Source organism: Microbacterium sp. 22215, assembly GCF_052045655.1.
Classification (GTDB): Bacteria; Actinomycetota; Actinomycetes; order Actinomycetales; family Microbacteriaceae; genus Microbacterium; species Microbacterium phyllosphaerae.
The window spans coordinates 1-16216 of sequence record NZ_JBQEPC010000003.1 but is presented as its reverse complement, the minus strand read 5'-3'; the positions used below and the strand labels follow the sequence as shown (position 1 = coordinate 16216).

Below are 16216 nucleotides of genomic sequence, written 5' to 3'. Positions count from 1 at the left end.
CCCGCCCGCCAGCAAGGGCAGGCTGACCTCAGCCGCGCAGATCGCGCACGAGAAGGGCGGTGCGCAGCGCAGCATCCGCCGCCTCTGCGCCCTTGTCCTCCTTCGAGCCCTCGAGGCCGGCGCGGTCGAGGCCCTGCTTCTCGTCGTCGAGGGTGAGCACTCCGAAGCCGACCGGCTTGCCGGCGTCGAGCGAGACACGGGTGAGCCCGTCGGTGGTCGCCGCCGAGACGTACTCGAAGTGCGGGGTTCCCCCGCGGATGATCACGCCGAGCGCGACCACGGCGTCGGCGCCGCCTGCGAACGCGGCCTGGGCCGCGAGGGCGAGCTCGAACGAGCCGGGCACGCGCACCAGTCGGTATGCGGCGTCGGCGTCGTCGAGCACGCGCTGCGCACCGGCGATCAGGCCGTCGGTGATCACGTCGTGCCAGGTGCCGGCGACGATGACGACCTTCAGTCCGCGTCCGTCGATCTTCTCGGTCTTGGGTGCTCCTGCGCCGCTCATGCGTCGTCCTTCCGTCCGTCGGCGAGAGCCTGTGCGAGCTCCGCCTCACCGATGATGTGACCCATCCGGTCACGCTTGGTCTCGAGATACTGGTGGTTGTTGGGGCCCACTCCGACGATGAGCGGCACCTGCTCGACGACGTCGAGTCCGAGGCCGCGCAACTGGTTCACCTTGTCGGAGTTGTTCGTCAGCAGGCGAACCTTCGACACCCCGAGGTCCGCGAGGATGCCGGCCGCAGCCGCGTAGTCGCGGGCATCCGCCGGGAGACCGAGCGCGAGGTTCGCATCGACGGTGTCGAGGCCCTCCTCCTGGAGGCTGTAGGCGCGGAGCTTGTTGATCAGGCCGATGCCCCGACCCTCGTGGCCGCGCATGTAGATGACGATCCCGCCGTCCTGCTCGATCGCGTCGAGAGCCGCATCCAGCTGCGGGCCGCACTCGCACTTGAGCGAGCCGAAGGCCTCACCGGTCAGGCACTCGGAGTGCACGCGCACGAGCGCCGTCTCGCCCGGCTCTCCCGAGACCACCGCGATGTGGTCGGTCCCGGTGACCCGGTCTTTGTACGCGAGGAAGCGGAACGTGCCGTGCGTCGTGGGAACCGTCGCGTCCGCCCGCAGGCTCACTCGCCTGCTGGCGCGTTCGGGAGACCATCCGGAGGGGTCGATCTCGTTGAGATGGGCGATGAGCTGCTCGATCGTGATGACCGGCACCCCGTCGCGTGCGCCGAGCTCGATGAGCCCGGGAAGCCGCATCATGCTGCCGTCCTCGGCGACGACCTCGGCGATCGCGCCCACCGGGCGAAGGCCCGCCAGCTTCATCAGATCCACGGCCGCTTCGGTGTGGCCGCTGCGCTCGCGCACGCCGCCGTCGACCGCCCGGAGGGGGAGTACGTGTCCGGGGCGGATGATGCTGGTGGCCGTCGACTCGGGGTTCGCCAGCACGTTCAGCGTGTGAGCCCGGTCGTGCGCGCTGATGCCGGTCGTCACGCCTTCGGCCGCGTCGACACTGACCGTGTACGCCGTCGACCGGGCGTCCTCGGATGCGGCGACCATCGGCGGCAGGTTCAGGTTGTCTGCGAGATCCGCGGGCATCGGAGCGCAGATGAACCCGGACGACCAGCGCACGGTCCAGGCGACCCACTCGGGTGTCGCAAGCTCTGCGGAGAGGATCACGTCGCCCTCGTTCTCGCGGTTCTCGTCGTCGGCGACGAGGACCGGTCGTCCGGCGCGGAGGGCCTCGAGGGCCTCGGGGATGGTGGAAAGGCTCATCGTGAGCCTCCTTCCGGTGCTGCCCTGAACGCCAGCAGGCGTTCGACGTGACGGGCGAGGATGTCGGTCTCCAGGTTCACACGGTCGCCGACCGCGCGCGACCCGAGGGTGGTGGCTGCGAGGGTCTCGGGGATCAGCGAGATCTCGAACCAGGGGTTCTCCGCATCCACCGGGCTCACCGCGCTGACGGTGAGCGATGTGCCGTCGACCGAGATCGAGCCCTTGTCGACCACGAGTGGGGCGAGGTCGTCGGGCAGCGAGATGCGCAGAACGCTCCACTGCTCGCCGGGCCGCACGTCGACGACGCTTCCGACCCCGTCGACGTGGCCCTGCACGATGTGGCCGCCGAGACGTGCGCCGACCGGCATCGCCTTCTCGATGTTCACGCGGGTGCCGACGGATGCTCCGCCGAGGGCTGCGACATCGAGCGTCTGCTTCATCACATCGGCGTCGAAGGTGTCGGGCGTCGACCCCACCACCGTCAGGCAGACTCCCGAGACGGCGATCGACTCGCCATGGATCGCGTCGGACGCGGCCTTCGGCGCGCGCACGGTGAGTCGCCACCCGTCTCCTGCGGGCGAGATCGCGGTGATCTCGCCGATCTCCTCGATGATTCCGGTGAACATCAGGCGACTCCTTCTTCGAGGCCGAGTACGGGGTGGGCGATCGCGAGCAGATCGGCGCCGAGCGGCAGCCATTCCTCGACCGTCAGGCGGTGGGCGGCGTCGATCGATGCGACGCCGATGTCGGTCAGTGCGAGCCGGTCGCCGCCCAGCAGCACCGGCGCGATGTAGGCGAGCACCCGGTCGGCGAGGCCCTGGGCGACGAAAGCGCTCGCGAGCGTGGGTCCACCCTCGACGAACACGCTCTGGATGCCGCGCGAGTGCAGATCCGCGAGCACGGAGTGCAGGTCGTGGGTGTCGTAGAACAGCGGGGGCTTCGGGTGACGACGGATCGCCGCGTCAGCGGGAGTGGGGCGGGAGCCGATCACGACGGGGATCGGCTGTTCCGCGAACAGCGCGCCGCCGTCTCGTGCGGTGAGTGAGGGATCGTCGGCGAGCACCGTTCCGGTGCCGACGACGATCGCAGCGGCGGCCGCCCGGCGTCGGTGCACGTCGGCTCGTGCCTCGGGGCCCGTGATCCATTGGCTGGAGCCGTCGGATGCCGCGGCGCGGCCGTCGAGCGACTGCGCCCACTTCACGGTCACGTGCGGGCGCCCCAGACGCTGGGCGGTGAGCCAGCCGTCGATGATCGCGTGGGCGGCGTCGGCCTGCTCTCCGGAATCGACGCTGACACCTGCCGCGCGCAGGCGATCGGCGCCGCCGCCCGACACCGCGCCGGGATCGTCGAGTGCGTACACGACGCGGGCGACGCCGGCTTCGATGAGCGCGACGGCGCAGGGGCCGGTGCGCCCCGTGTGGTTGCAGGGCTCCAGGGTGACGACGGCGGTCGCGCCTCGGGCCGCATCGGGCGCGAGCTTCGAGAGGGCATCGACTTCGGCGTGAGGGGTTCCGGCGCCATGGTGCCAGCCTTCGGCGAGGACGGAGCCGTCGGCTGCGAGGATGACGGCGCCGACCTGCGGGTTCGCTCCGCGCGGGCCGAGGGCCGCGAGCTCGAGCGCGCGCGACATCGCGCGGCTCTCCGCCTCGTTGACTGCCATCCGTGATCCTCCCTGGGCTTCCGGGGATCACAGGGGGACCAGGGCGGGTTGCACATGCGGCGGCCCACCGTGCTGCCTCCCTTCCGGACTAGCGAGACTATGTCTCGCATCACCGTCGGTCCCGGAATTCCACCGGATCGGCATCTCGGAGAACCGAGACGCTCGCGGACTGTCACCGCCGGTTCGGATTCCCACCGACCCCGGAGCACGTTGTTGCTCTGAGTGTACTCAACGCACCCGAGGACATTTCATTCCGCGTCACGCTTCGCCACGATCGCCGCCATGACGGGCGGGGGTCATTTGCCGATGCCCTCGGAGAGGCCCTTGATGAAGTACCGCTGGCTGGCGAAGAACAGGACGATCACGGGAAGCGCCGCGACCACCATGCCCGCGAACACGACGGGGTAGTCGGTGCCGTGCTTGCTCATCAGACTGGTGAGCCCCACCGGAAGGGTCTGCACGCCGGAGCCGCTGGTGAAGACCATGGCGAAAAGGTATTCGTTCCAGGCGAAGAGGACGTGCAGGATCACCGTCGAGATGATGATGGGCTTGCACATCGGCAGAGTGATGCGCCAGAACGCCGTCCACCTGCTCGCGCCGTCCATCTCGGCCGCTTCGTCGACCTCGCGGGGGAGATCGATCATGTACGCGCGGATCAGGAACGTCGTGAACGGGATCCGAAAGGCGGTGTAGAGGATGAGGAGTGCCCAGAAGGTGTTGTAGAGCCCCATCGACTGGAACATGCGGACAAGGGGCACGAGCGCCACGGCGGGGGCGAGCATGAGCCCGCCGAGGATGAAGCCGGACGCGAGTCGTCCGAACGGCAGCGTCACTCGGGTGAGGCCGTACGCCGCCCAGGCGCTGATGAAGACCGTGGCGATCGTCGAGGTCACCGTCACGAGCACGCTCGCGGCGACGTAGTCGCTGACGCCACGGTTCCAGGCATCCGCATAGTTCGCCCAGTCCAGCTGCAAGGGCAGCGCGAACGGGCTGCCGAACAGCTCGGCGTTGGTCTTGAAGCCGTTCATGACCATCCACAGCAGCGGGTAGACGACCACGACGACCAGCGCGAGGAGGAACGCCCAGACGAAGACGCGCATGACCGCGGCGAGGAATCCGGTGCGGGTCATCAGAACTCCACCCTTCTGCGTCGTGTGTACCAGAGCTGTGCGAGGGCGATGAGGAGCGTCACCACGAAGATGACGGTGGCGATCGCGGCGGCGTATCCGAAGTCGTTGCGCACGAACCCGCTGCGGTACAGCCAGGTCGCCAGCACCTGCGTGGAGTTGTTCGGTCCGCCGCTGGTCATCACCATGACCTCGTTGAACACTTGGAACGCCCCTGAGATCGTGACGATCACCATGAGTCCGGTCATCTCGCGCACGAGGGGGACCGTGACATGGAGGAACCGTCGGATCGGGCCAATGCCGTCGAGGGACGCCGCCTCGTACAGCTCCGCGGGGATCCGCTGGATGGCGACGGCGAACAGCAGCGTCGAGTAGCCGAAGCCCTGCCACTGGCTCATCGCGATGATCGACACCATGGCCGTGGACTCCTGGCCGAGCCACGGCTGCGCTAGGAACCCGAGTCCGATGGTGCCGAGGAGCTCGTTCAGCATGCCCAGGTTGGGCTCGTAGATGAAGTAGAAGAGCAGGCCCGCCACCGTGAGTGAGATCGCGGACGGGACGAAATAGATCGCCCGCAGGATCTTGCGCCAGCGGATGCTGCGCAGGCTCTCGATCATCGCCGCGAGCACGAGCGCGCCCCCGACCTGGAAGACGATCGACAGCGCGGAGTACAGCGCGTTGTTGCCGAGGGCAGTCCAGAAGATCGGGTCGCCGAACAGCTTCTCGTAGTTCTCGAGCCCGACGAAGTCCGAGGCGCCCGAGTAGATGTCCCACTCCTGCGTCGAGAACGCGATGTTCTGCACCAGCGGCAGATAGACGAACACCGCGAGCACCACGAGGGCGGGCAGCAGCCAGGCGTAGCCGGCGAACCTTGTCAGCGCGCCCCGCGACAGGGGCGTTCGCGGTCCACGCGGGCGGCGGGGTGAGGTGATGGCCTCGGTGACGGTCGGGGGCAGGCGGAAGCCGGCCCCCGACCGCGACGGGTCACTTCGCTGCGTCGTTTGCGGTGCGGACACTCTGCAGCACCTCCTCGGGAGTGGCGCTGCCACTGATGATCGCCTCACCTCCGGCGAGCCAAGCATCGGCGACCTCCGGCACGGTCACGGTGTCGAGCCAGATGACCAGCTGCGAGGCATCGTTGACGGCGGCGATCCCCTCGAAGACCGGGGTGCTGGAGGTCTCCTCGGTGACGGCGCCGATGACTGTGCTGGGCTGTCCGTACGGCGGCGAGGAGAGCAGCGAGGCGTTGTCGGATTCGGTGGCGAACTTCATGAAATCGACGGCCAGGGCGGCGCGCGGCGAACGGGCGTTGATGAGGTAGCCCTCGGGGGAGCCCTCGATGGCGGAAGAGTCACCGGCCGCGCCTTCCGGGGCGGGGAGCGGGAAGATCCCGAAATCGTCGGTCGTGAGGGCGGACCCCTCGGCGGTGACTGTGTCGAACTCGAGGATCTCCTGGTAGTACATCGCCGCTCTGCCGCCGGCGAGTGCTTCCTGTGCCGTCGTGTACAGCACGCCGTTGGTGCCGTTGCCACTGTCCGTGCACTCTGTCACGAGCCGGTCGAACTGTTCGAGGGCGGCTACGTACCCGGGGTCTGTCCACTCGGCGGTGGTCGGATCGAAGTCGGCGTGCAGCACGTCGCTCGGCACGTTGTACGCGAACAGTTGCTGCAGGTAGTGCAGCGCCGGCCAGCCGTCCTTGTTGCCGAACGCGATCGGCTCGTAACCGGCGTCGCGCAGCGGGCCGCACGAATCGATGAGCTCCTCGAAGGACGTCGGCACCTCGATTCCGGCGGCGGCGAACGCCGACTTGCTGAACCCCATGAACTTGCCGTTGTTGTACAGCGGTACGCCGTAGTACTTGCCGTCGTATTCGAAGGCTGACAGGGAGGCCTCGCCGAAGCGGTCACCCCATTCGGTACCAGGAGCGATCACCTCGCTGAGGTCGGCGGCCAGCCCGCCTCCGACGAAGTTCTGCGCCCAGTCACCGGCCCAGGTGAAGTAGATGTCGGGCAGCGCCTGCGACGCGGTGAGCGTCTTCGTCTTGTCCTTGACCGACTGATCCGTCTCCTGGATGAGCTCGACCGTCACATCGGGGTGCTCGGCTTCGTAGGCGTCGGCGATCTCCTCGAAGTAGGACTCCAGCGGGTCGCCGCCGAACTTGGTCAGGATCGAGAGCGTTCCTTCGAAGACGGGTTCGTCCGTGACGTCCGCCGCAGGTTCGGCGGAGCCACCGGAGCAGCTCGTCAGGATCATCGCGGATGCCGCGACGACGACGGCGATCGGGAGCGTGCGTGTCTTTCGCATGGTCTGCCTCTCTGAACGGGCGGAGGGCGACCGCTGAGCGCGGTACCGATCCGCCATTGGAACTTCGGTGGGTGCCTTGTCGAGCGAGTGTATCCAAAACCTGACACCGGTACCAGACGCAATCGATGATTTTCTCGCAGATTTTCTCTTCTGGCCCGTAATCACAGGGATGTTTGACGACTGAGATCGAAGTGTGCAAGCATGACTCGCACCTGACACCGGTACCACACTGCTCGATCGGCACATGCCGACCGATTGAAAGGATCAATGATGCTCGGCTTCGATGAGACCGCCTTCCGCACCCAGATCGCGAGCGCCGTCGCGCTCCGACCGCAGATCGAGCAGCTGGTCGATCAGCTGATCGACAGCGGAGTCGACAACGTGCTGCTGATCGGCGCCGGCGGCACGTACAGCCAGATGTGGCCGTACGAGCTGCTCGCACGGGAGCGGTCGACCCTCTCGGTGCGCTCGGCGATCGCCGCCGAGCTCGTGGTGGCGGGCGACGCCCTGCTCGGGGAGCGCACGGCGGCTGTGTTCACGTCCGTCACGGGCACGACCGAGGACGTCGTGCGAGCCATCGAGTACGTCGCCGCGGCGGGGGCGACGACCATCGCGTTCACCGGCCACGCGGACTCGCCGATCGCGACCTCCGTCGACCACTCGCTCGTCTCCGAACCGAAGACCTGGCCCTTCGACATGCAGCTGCTGCTGCTCATGGGTCGACTGCTCGAGCGCCGCGGCGAGTTCGACGGGTACGCCACGCTGGCCGACCAACTGGTGCGTCTCCCCGATGCGCTCGTCGCCGCGGCGAAGCAGGCTGAGCCGATGGCAGCGGCCTTCGCAGACGCGCACGCGGACACCGACTACTACTTCCTGATCGGAGGTGGACCCCTGTGGTCCTTCGCATACCTCTATTCGATGTGCATCCTCGAAGAGATGCAGTGGCTGCGCACCACCCGGGTGCACAGTGCAGAGTTCTTCCACGGGTCGCTCGAGCTGCTCGAGGAGGACACCGCGGTGCTCATCTTCCAGGGTGAGGACTCCACGCGACCCCTCACCGATCGCGCCGAGGCGTTCGCGAAGCGGATCTCCCGCGACGTCACGGTGTTCGACACCAGGGAATACGCCCTCGAGGGCTTCAGCGCCGAGAGCCGCGCGCTCATCGCCCCCATCGTCCTCGACACAGTGATGGGCCGGGTGAGCAAGCACCTCGAGCGCGTGCGCGATCACTCGCTCGACCTGCGCCGCTACTACCGCGTCATGGATTACTGAGAGGCTCGGGGACGATGCGCGTACTCGGCTTCGGCGACAACATCGTCGACCGCTTCGTCGATCGCGGGATCGACTATCCGGGGGGCAATGCCGTCAACGTCGCGGTCTACGCGCATCGTCTCGGTGCCGAGGCCGAGTACCTCGGCGTGTTCGGTGATGACGACCTGGGGCTCTTCCTCCGCGCGGCGATCGAAGACGCCGGGCTGCCCACGACCCGAAGCCTCGTGAGACCCGGAGCGTCGGGAGTGTCGACGCTCCGGGTCGTCGACGGAGATCGCACCTTCCTCGGCTGGAACGGAGGGGGAGTCACCGTCAGTGCGCCGATCGACCTCGACGACGGACGTGCACAGTATGCCGCCGGTTTCGACCTCGTGCACTCGAGCGTCTACTCCCGGACCGAGTCGCAGCTGCCCCGTCTGCAGGCACTCGGCGGGCTCGTGAGCTTCGACCTTTCGAGCGAAGCGGAGTTCCGCGAGCCGTCCTACCTCGCGCGGGTCGCCCCGTTCGTCGATGTCGTGCTGCTCTCGTGCGCAGGTCTGGACGATGAGGAGGCCTTCGCGGTCCTCGACGCGGCGATCGCGCAGGGCGCCCCGCTGGCCCTCGGGACGAGAGGCACGCGAGGGGCCCTGGTGACAGACGGCACCGCGCGGCTCATGGCACCGGCCAGACTGCTCGCCGACGAGATGCTGGTCGACACGATGGGCTGCGGCGATGCCTATCTGGCCGGTTTCCTGGTCGCCCTCCACGGTGCCGGCTGGCGTCGCACGAACGCGCCGTCCGTCGAAGACCTGGGTGACGCGCTGGCGGCCGGGGCGGATGCCGCACGAGACCAGTGTCTCGTCGAGGGCGCCTTCTCGCGTGGCCGCCGGAGCGGCGCTGCCGTCACGGCTAACATGTGGTGAACCTGTGACACGGAAAGGGGCGAGGTCGATGGCTGCCGATCACTCCGTGCCCCCCACGATCTCCGAGGTCGCCGAGGCGGCGGGCGTGGGGCGGTCGACAGCGGCCCGCACGCTGGGAGGCTACGGCTACGTGAGCCCCGAGCTGCGCGAGCGGGTGCTCGCTGCGGCAGAGCGCATCGGCTACCGTGCCAACGCGCTCGCGCGGAGCATGTCGACCGGTGTCAGTCAGACGCTGGGCGTCATCGTGGCTGACATAGCCAACCCGTTCTTCGGCGGCGTCGTCCGCGGCATCTCGGACGCGTCGAGGGCGCGCGGATTCGACACGCTCGTGCTCAGTACGCACGAGGACCTCGACGAGGAGATCGCCGCCACCAACGTGCTCATCGACAAGCGCGTTGACGGCATCGTCGTTGCGTCCGCGGCACTCGACGCCGCATCCGCCGGCCACATCGAGCAGGCACGGTCGCACGGCATTCCCGTCGTGCTCGTCGACCGCGCCGTGCCGGGGCTCGACCTCGATGCGGTGGTGGTCGACAACCGCACGGCTTCGCGTGAGGCGGTGGCGCACCTGATCGCGGCGGGCCATCGGCGGATCGGGTTCGTCTGGGGGCCGCCCGTGGCTGAGCGCCCTCGGCGACGCCGTGACCTGATCGATCTCGCCTCCCGGAACCTCTGGACCGATGGAGAGCGACTCCAGGGCTACCTCGATGCGCTCGACGACGAAGGCATCGTCTTCGACGCGGACCTCGTGATGGTGGGGGAGAAGACCGAGGAGAACGTGGTGCGCGAGGTCTCACGGATGCTCGCGACCGAAGATCCGCCGACGGCGCTCTTCTGCACCGAGAACGATGCCGTCACGGGTGCGCTGCGTGCGCTGCGCGCCGCGGGGCTCAGGGTAGCCGACGACGTGTCCCTCATCGGATTCGACGACAGCTCGTGGGCGGCGGTGATGGAGCCCCCGCTCACCATGATCGAGCAGCCCACCCTGGCCCTCGGCGTGCGCGCAGCGGAGGCTCTCTTCGCCGTGATCGACGGGAAACCCGCACCCGCCGGTCGCTACACTCTCGGAACGCGTTTCATCGAGCGGGCCTCGGTCGCCGCGCCGCGGAAACGGTGACAGCGCTCGAGCTACTTGAGCAGTCTCGACAGGCGGCGATCGGCGAGGGGTTTTCCGCCGGTCTGGCAGGTCGGGCAGTACTCGAGAGAGCGGTCGGCGAAGAAGACGCTGCGCACGGTGTCTCCGCACACCGGGCAGGCCTCACCCCGGCGGGCATGCACCTGCATGCCGCGGCGCTTCGCGTCCTTCAGATCGGCGGGGGGTTTGCCCGACGCCTCTGCCACAGCATCCGTCAGCGTCGTCTGCATCGCCGCGAACAGTCGGTCGACCTCGTCATCGCCGAGCTTGTCGGCGATCGCGTAGGGAGACATGCGGGCCGCGTGCAGGATCTCGTCGGAGTAGGCGTTGCCGATGCCGGCGATGACGCTCTGGTCACGGAGCAGCCCCTTGATCTGTGTGCGACGCCCACGGAGCAGCCCGCCGAAGACCTCCCGAGTGAAGGTGGATTCGAGCGGATCGGGCCCGAGCCGGGCGATCCCCGGCACCTCCTGCGGGTCGCGGACCACGTACACGGCCAGCGACTTCTTGGTGCCCGCCTCGGTGAGGTCGAATCCGCTCTCGTCGTCGAGTGCGACGCGCAGCGCGATCGGAGACTTGCCCGGCTTGATCAGGGTCGTCGGCAGCGTCTCATACCAGCGCAGCCACCCGGCCTTGGCCAGATGGAAGACGAGGTGCAGCTCGGCGCCGCAGGAGAGCACGAGGAACTTGCCCTGCCTCGACGCGGCGGTGATCTCGGCACCGTGCAGGGCGGTGTTCGGCGGATCGTAGGTCTTCAGCGCGGCGATCGCGCCCACGGTTGTGCGGACGATGGTGCGCCCCACGGCGCGCTCCGTCAGGAACGTCGTCAGGCCCTGGACTTCCGGCATCTCAGGCATGCGCTCATCCTGCCACCCACGACCGACACCGGACTAGAGGATCGGCCAGTCCACGGGCGTGCGGTCATCTGTCGCCAGAAGGCCGCCGAACCATCCGTCGTCGCGGCCGCGTGCGCCGGTGAGGGCTTGGCGCCCGAGCCCCTCATAGCGGAATCCGAGCGCGCGAGCGGCTCTGGCGGAGGGCACGTTGCCCGCGACCGCGCGCCAGCCCAGCCGTGCGAGCCCGAGCTCGTCGAAGCTCCAGGTGACAACGGCGCGCGCCGCCTCGACGAGGTATCCCTGACCGCGAGCCGGCGCTGCGACCCAGTATCCGATATCCGCATCCCCGCCGGTGTAGTGCTCGGCCACGCGATGCAGTCCGACCGAGGCGACCAGCTCGCCGTCACGGTACGCGCACCAGATCCTCTGGCTGCCGTCGGCCCACCACTCGCCGATCAGACGCACGTAGTCCTCGGCATCCGTGCGCCTGTAGGGGCTCGGCACGGTCGTCCATCGCGAGATCTCCGGGTCCTGGCAGGCCGCGGTGATCGCGTCGATGTCGGATTCGTCCGGCACGTGCAGGACGAGACGCTCGGTGGTGAGGGTGACCGGTTCCATCCGTGCATCCTATGGAAGGCGGAGTGCCCGTCCGGAGACCCGGGAGCCCGTGTCGGTGGCCGCGGCTAGGCTTGTCCGGTGACTGTGCCGGGGATTCTGCGCGCCTTGGAAGAGGCATCTCTTTTTCGTGACGCCCTGAGCTGGGCTCAGACCGATGCCGACCTCGGCCTGGTCGACGGACTCGACGCTCCGGCGCTCGCCGGGCTCCTGGCGAAGCGACGTGCGGCCGGGCATCCACCGGCACTCCTCACCGTCGTGCCGACGGGCAGGCGTGCTGAGAGCCTCGCCGCGGCGCTCGGCGCCTACATCCCCGACGCCGAGATCGTCACCTTCCCCGCCTGGGAGACGCTGCCGCACGAACGGCTCAGCCCGAGCACCGACACGGTCGGCCAGCGCCTGCAGACGCTCCGTCGCATCGCCGAGTGGTCCGGCGACCACCCCCTCGTCGTCGTCGCATCGGTCCGCGCCGCGCTGCAGCCGATCGCCGGCAACCTCGGTGAGATCGCGCCGCTGGAGCTGCGTACGGGAACCCGTGGGCACGAGCTCGATCATGTCGTCGAGCAGCTCGTGGAGCGGGCGTACTCACGCGTCGACATGGTGTCCCGACGAGGCGAGTTCGCGGTGCGAGGCGGCATCCTCGACGTCTTCCCCGCGATCTCGGAGCATCCGTTCCGCGTCGAGTTCTTCGGCGATGAGGTCGACCAGATCCGTGCGTTCTCGGTCGCCGATCAGCGCTCCCTCCCCGGCGACGTCGACGACGTCGACCTTCCGCCGAGCCGCGAGCTGCTGCTGACCCCCGACGTACGCGACCGCGCGCGGGCGCTGATCGGCGGATTCCCCGCGATCGCCGGAATGCTCGAGAAGATGTCCGAGGGCATCCCGGTCGAGGGCATGGAGTCGCTTCTCCCGGCCGTCTCGGGTCCCCTCAAGTCGCTCGCCGAGTACCTCCCGGAGGGCGCGGCGACGGCGGTCGTCGATCCCGAGCGCTCCAGCGCCCGCGCCATCACGCTCGGCGAGACCAACCGCGAGTTCCTCGATGCGGCCTGGAGTGCGGCCACCTCCGGGGCCTCCGCACCCATCGACCTCGGTGCCGGAGACTTCCTCACGATCGCCCGGCTCCGCGAGGTCGTCCGCGACCGCGGCGGCGTGTGGTGGCGGCTGAGCCCGTTCGCGATGGGCGGTGAGGATGCCGAGACCATCGACGCCTCCGTCATCCCGTCGTTCCACGGCAACGTCGACGGGGCGATCTCGTTCGTCGACGCCAAGGTCGCCGAGGGATGGCGCGTGGTCGTCATCGCGGCGGGTGCCGGACTCGTCGACCGCGCGCGCGACGTGCTCTCCGACCGCGGCATCGCGGCGCGCATCGTGTCCGAGCTCGTCGATGCACCGGACACCGGCGTCGCGACGCTGGTCACCGGTTCCGTCGAGGCCGGATTCCAGATCCCCGAGGCGAAGCTCGCCGTCCTCACCGACAACGAGTTCTACGGCCGCACGATCGGTGGCGACCAGCGCGTCGTCAAGAAGCTCGCCTCCCGCCGCAAGAACGTCGTCGACCCGCTGCAGCTCAAGCAGGGCGACTTCGTCGTGCACAACACGCACGGCATCGGCCGGTTCGTCGAGATGACGCAGCGCGAGGTCTCGACCGGCGGACGCAACGCGACCAAGTCCGTGCGCGACTACCTCGTTCTCGAGTACGCGCCGTCGAAGCGCGGTTACCCGGGCGACAAGCTGTTCGTGCCCACCGATCAGCTCGATCTGCTGTCGAAGTACGTCGGCGGTGAGGGCCCGACCCTCTCGAAGATGGGCGGCAGCGACTGGTCGCAGGCCAAGGGCAAGGCCCGCAAGGCCGTGCGAGACATCGCCGTGGAGCTCGTCAAGCTGTACTCGGCACGCATGAGCGCGAAGGGGCACGCGTTCGGTCCCGACACCCCGTGGCAGCGCGAGCTCGAAGAGGCGTTCCCGTTCGCGGAGACCCTCGATCAGCTGCAGACGATCGACGAGATCAAGGCGGACATGGAGCGTCCGATCCCGATGGACCGCCTGCTCTCGGGCGATGTCGGCTTCGGAAAGACCGAGGTCGCCGTGCGTGCCGCGTTCAAGGCGATCCAGGACGGCAAGCAGGTCGCGATGCTCGTGCCGACCACGCTGCTCGTGAAGCAGCACCTCGAGACCTTCACCGAGCGCTTCGCCGGATTCCCCGTCAAGGTGCGCCCGCTCTCGCGCTTCCAGAGCGACAAGGAGGCACGTCTGACGCTCGACGGCCTGCTCGACGGCACGGTCGACATGGTGATCGGCACACACCGGATCCTCACCGACCAGGTCATGTTCAAGGACCTCGGCCTGATGATCATCGACGAGGAGCAGCGCTTCGGCGTCGAGCACAAGGACACGCTCAAGAAGATGAAGACCAACGTCGACATCCTCGCGATGAGTGCGACGCCGATCCCTCGTACGCTCGAGATGGCGGTCACCGGCATCCGTGAGATGTCGACACTCGCGACTCCGCCGGAGGACCGGCATCCGATCCTGTCGTTCGTCGGACCCCGCAGCGACAAGCAGATCACCGCGGCGATCCGGCGCGAGATCCTGCGCGAGGGCCAGGTGTTCTTCGTGCACAACCGGGTGCAGTCGATCCAGCGCGTCGCGGCGCAGCTCGCCGAGCTCGTGCCGGAGGCGCGTATCGCCGTGGCTCACGGCCAGATGGGCGAGCACGCGCTCGAGCAGGTCGTCGACGACTTCTGGGAGCGCAAGTTCGATGTGCTCGTCTCGACCACGATCATCGAGACGGGCCTCGACATCTCGAACGCCAACACGATCATCATCGACCGTGCCGACAAGTACGGACTCAGCCAGCTGCACCAGCTGCGCGGCCGTGTCGGGCGTGGTCGTGAGCGCGCCTACGCCTACTTCCTCTACGACGAGATGAAGCCGCTCAGCGAGACCGCGGCCGACCGTCTGCAGACGATCGCCGTGAACAACGACCTCGGTTCGGGCATGCAGGTCGCGCTCAAGGACCTCGAACTCCGTGGTGCGGGAAACCTGCTCGGCGGCGAGCAGGCAGGACACATCGCGGGCGTCGGCTTCGACCTCTACCTGCGGATGATCGGCGAGGCCGTCGCGACCTTCCGCGGCGAAGACGTCGAGTCCGGCCAGGAGCTGCGACTCGAGCTCCCTCTCGACGCGCGCATCCCCGAGTACTACATCGACAGCGAGCGGCTGCGTCTCGAGGCCTACCAGAAGCTCTCGGCCGCCTCGGCTGCGACCGCGAAGGACGATGCGATCGACCTGGTCATCGACGAGCTCACCGACCGCTACGGCACTCCGCCCGAGGAGGTCGAGGGGCTGATCGCGGTCGCCCGTCTGCGTCGCCGCGCGGCCAGGGCCGGCCTCGCCGACGTCGTCGTGATGGGATCGAACCTGCGTATCGCGCCCGCCCATCTCGAGGAATCGATCAAGGTGCGTCTGCAGCGTCTGTACCCGAAGGCCAAGCTGGTCGCGGGTGGCGACGCCCTCGTGGTGCCGATGCCGACGATCCCTGCGGCCGTGGGTGTCGGACTCGAACCTCTGCCGAACGCGGAACTGCTCGAGTGGGTCGGTCAGCTGCTCACGGCGATCTTCCCCGAACCGGCGAAGGTCGAGTGACGGCAGCTCTCCCGAGAGAGGGTCTTTACAGCGAGAAGCCGCCGTCCGTCGTCAGCACCTGGCCGACGACCCACGACCCCGCATCGCTGCAGAGCCAGCCGATCAGTCGCGCCGGGTCGTCAGGGCGCCCCACCCGGCCGAACGGCGTGCCGGCGATCCACTCGTCGACGCCTGACAGGTCGCGATCCGTGGTGTCGGCGTCCAGGTATCCCGTGTTCACGGGGCCAGGGTTCACGGTGTTCAGCACGATCCCGACGTCGAGGAGCTCCGCAGCGGTCGAGCGGGTGATACCCGCCAGAGCGGCCTTGCTCGTCGCATACGAGATCTCGCCGCGCATCGCACCGTGCCCCTGACCCGAGGTCATCCAGATCACGCGGGCCGTCGGTGCCTCGAAGGGGCCCAGCGAGGGGATGCTGTCGCCGGGGCGCGCGGTGGGAGTCGCCGCCCCGCCGAGCTCTGTCCGGATGCGGCGCGCCACTCCGGCGGTGAGCAGCAGCGAGGCGCGCGCGTTGGCCTGCCAGTGAGCGTCGAGCCGCTCGGCCGTCATGTCGAAGATCGAGCCGTCACCGCCGCTCATCGCCTGGTTGCAGACGACGATGTCGAGTCGCCCGGAAAGGGACCATGCCGCGTCGAGCAGCGGTTCGATGCCGGCCGGGTCGCGCAGGTCAGCCTGAGCGTCGCCCATCACGGCCCCGGGTACGAGCGAGTCGCGGATGCCGTCTCGCACCGCGTCGAGGTCGTCACCGCCCCACGGATGATCGAGATCGTGCGGACGGAAGTGGTGGAAGAACACGTTCGCGCCGAGCGACGCGAGGGTCGTGGCCGTCGCGAATCCGATGCCGCGGCGACGGGAGACACCCGTGACCAGGGCGGTACGGCCGAGGAGGGGGAGTTCGAGGGAGTGCATGACGGAGGCCTTTCGATCGTGGTGCCGGGGCGCAGACGTGCGGCCC

14 protein-coding genes and 1 riboswitch are annotated in these 16216 nt (G+C 68.6%); of the genes, 4 read left to right on the top strand and 10 right to left on the bottom strand.

Going from position 1 to position 16216, the window contains the following annotated elements; genetic code table 11:
• Positions 1 to 28: 28 nt before the first annotated feature.
• From ribH to ACTJKH_RS06055, 7 genes are all read right to left on the bottom strand, one after another.
• Positions 29 to 502, bottom strand: coding sequence for a 6,7-dimethyl-8-ribityllumazine synthase (gene ribH / locus ACTJKH_RS06085; protein WP_056308824.1), 474 nt, complete (start codon positions 500 to 502; stop codon positions 29 to 31).
• On the bottom strand, positions 499 to 1767 hold the full coding sequence (gene ribA / locus ACTJKH_RS06080) for a GTP cyclohydrolase II (protein ID WP_440736165.1): 1269 nt from the start codon (positions 1765 to 1767) through the stop codon (positions 499 to 501). The genes ribH and ribA overlap by 4 nt, the downstream gene beginning before the upstream one ends.
• On the bottom strand, positions 1764 to 2393 hold the full coding sequence (locus tag ACTJKH_RS06075; RefSeq protein WP_259159991.1) for a riboflavin synthase: 630 nt from the start codon (positions 2391 to 2393) through the stop codon (positions 1764 to 1766). Before ACTJKH_RS06075 ends, ribA begins: the two co-directional genes overlap by 4 nt.
• The gene (ribD, locus tag ACTJKH_RS06070) at positions 2393 to 3427 is read right to left on the bottom strand and encodes a bifunctional diaminohydroxyphosphoribosylaminopyrimidine deaminase/5-amino-6-(5-phosphoribosylamino)uracil reductase RibD (RefSeq protein WP_440736164.1); all 1035 of its coding nucleotides are present in this window, start codon (positions 3425 to 3427) and stop codon (positions 2393 to 2395) included. Before ribD ends, ACTJKH_RS06075 begins: the two co-directional genes overlap by 1 nt.
• 66 nt (positions 3428 to 3493) lie before the next feature.
• A riboswitch (FMN riboswitch) is annotated at positions 3494 to 3639 on the bottom strand.
• An 84-nt stretch (positions 3640 to 3723) separates the two neighbouring features.
• Positions 3724 to 4557, bottom strand: coding sequence for a carbohydrate ABC transporter permease (locus ACTJKH_RS06065; protein WP_440736163.1), 834 nt, complete (start codon positions 4555 to 4557; stop codon positions 3724 to 3726).
• Positions 4557 to 5570, bottom strand: coding sequence for a carbohydrate ABC transporter permease (locus ACTJKH_RS06060; protein ID WP_440736162.1), 1014 nt, complete (start codon positions 5568 to 5570; stop codon positions 4557 to 4559). The genes ACTJKH_RS06065 and ACTJKH_RS06060 overlap by 1 nt, the downstream gene beginning before the upstream one ends.
• Positions 5539 to 6858: an ABC transporter substrate-binding protein gene (locus ACTJKH_RS06055; RefSeq protein ID WP_440736161.1), complete on the bottom strand. Its 1320-nt coding sequence runs from the start codon at positions 6856 to 6858 to the stop codon at positions 5539 to 5541. Before ACTJKH_RS06055 ends, ACTJKH_RS06060 begins: the two co-directional genes overlap by 32 nt.
• Positions 6859 to 7128: 270 nt before the next feature.
• Here ACTJKH_RS06055 and ACTJKH_RS06050 point away from each other — a divergent pair, with 270 nt between their 5' ends.
• The 3 genes from ACTJKH_RS06050 to ACTJKH_RS06040 are packed head-to-tail and all read left to right on the top strand — an operon-like array spanning position 7129 to position 10149.
• Complete coding sequence (locus ACTJKH_RS06050; RefSeq protein ID WP_440736160.1) at positions 7129 to 8130, top strand: SIS domain-containing protein; 1002 nt, start codon at positions 7129 to 7131, stop codon at positions 8128 to 8130.
• Between the two features lie 14 nt (positions 8131 to 8144).
• Positions 8145 to 9032, top strand: coding sequence for a PfkB family carbohydrate kinase (locus ACTJKH_RS06045; RefSeq protein ID WP_440736159.1), 888 nt, complete (start codon positions 8145 to 8147; stop codon positions 9030 to 9032).
• Between the two features lie 28 nt (positions 9033 to 9060).
• Positions 9061 to 10149, top strand: coding sequence for a LacI family DNA-binding transcriptional regulator (locus ACTJKH_RS06040; RefSeq protein WP_440736158.1), 1089 nt, complete (start codon positions 9061 to 9063; stop codon positions 10147 to 10149).
• 11 nt (positions 10150 to 10160) lie between these two features.
• On the opposite strand, the gene ACTJKH_RS06035 is transcribed toward ACTJKH_RS06040, so the two are convergent.
• A complete protein-coding gene (locus tag ACTJKH_RS06035) occupies positions 10161 to 11024 on the bottom strand; it encodes an Fpg/Nei family DNA glycosylase (protein WP_440736157.1) in 864 nt (287 codons plus the stop codon).
• Positions 11025 to 11057: 33 nt separating this feature from the next.
• Entirely contained in the window at positions 11058 to 11621 is a 564-nt protein-coding gene (locus ACTJKH_RS06030; protein ID WP_440736156.1) for a GNAT family N-acetyltransferase, read from the bottom strand.
• 78 nt (positions 11622 to 11699) lie between these two features.
• Between ACTJKH_RS06030 and mfd the strand changes: the two genes are divergently transcribed.
• Positions 11700 to 15263: a transcription-repair coupling factor gene (gene mfd / locus ACTJKH_RS06025; RefSeq protein ID WP_440736155.1), complete on the top strand. Its 3564-nt coding sequence runs from the start codon at positions 11700 to 11702 to the stop codon at positions 15261 to 15263.
• 25 nt (positions 15264 to 15288) lie between these two features.
• Here mfd and ACTJKH_RS06020 read toward each other — a convergent pair.
• The coding region (locus tag ACTJKH_RS06020; protein WP_440736154.1) for an SDR family oxidoreductase at positions 15289 to 16216 on the bottom strand (928 nt) is incomplete at its 5' end.

Coding starts and splice junctions, on each gene's coding strand:
- ribH (WP_056308824.1), bottom strand. CDS start 502: ATGAGCGGCGCAGGAGCACCCAAGACCGAGAAGATCGACGGACGCGGA.
- ribA (WP_440736165.1), bottom strand. CDS start 1,767: ATGAGCCTTTCCACCATCCCCGAGGCCCTCGAGGCCCTCCGCGCCGGA.
- ACTJKH_RS06075 (WP_259159991.1), bottom strand. CDS start 2,393: ATGTTCACCGGAATCATCGAGGAGATCGGCGAGATCACCGCGATCTCG.
- ribD (WP_440736164.1), bottom strand. CDS start 3,427: ATGGCAGTCAACGAGGCGGAGAGCCGCGCGATGTCGCGCGCGCTCGAG.
- ACTJKH_RS06065 (WP_440736163.1), bottom strand. CDS start 4,557: ATGACCCGCACCGGATTCCTCGCCGCGGTCATGCGCGTCTTCGTCTGG.
- ACTJKH_RS06055 (WP_440736161.1), bottom strand. CDS start 6,858: ATGCGAAAGACACGCACGCTCCCGATCGCCGTCGTCGTCGCGGCATCC.
- ACTJKH_RS06050 (WP_440736160.1), top strand. CDS start 7,129: ATGCTCGGCTTCGATGAGACCGCCTTCCGCACCCAGATCGCGAGCGCC.
- ACTJKH_RS06045 (WP_440736159.1), top strand. CDS start 8,145: ATGCGCGTACTCGGCTTCGGCGACAACATCGTCGACCGCTTCGTCGAT.
- ACTJKH_RS06040 (WP_440736158.1), top strand. CDS start 9,061: ATGGCTGCCGATCACTCCGTGCCCCCCACGATCTCCGAGGTCGCCGAG.
- ACTJKH_RS06035 (WP_440736157.1), bottom strand. CDS start 11,024: ATGCCTGAGATGCCGGAAGTCCAGGGCCTGACGACGTTCCTGACGGAG.
- ACTJKH_RS06030 (WP_440736156.1), bottom strand. CDS start 11,621: ATGGAACCGGTCACCCTCACCACCGAGCGTCTCGTCCTGCACGTGCCG.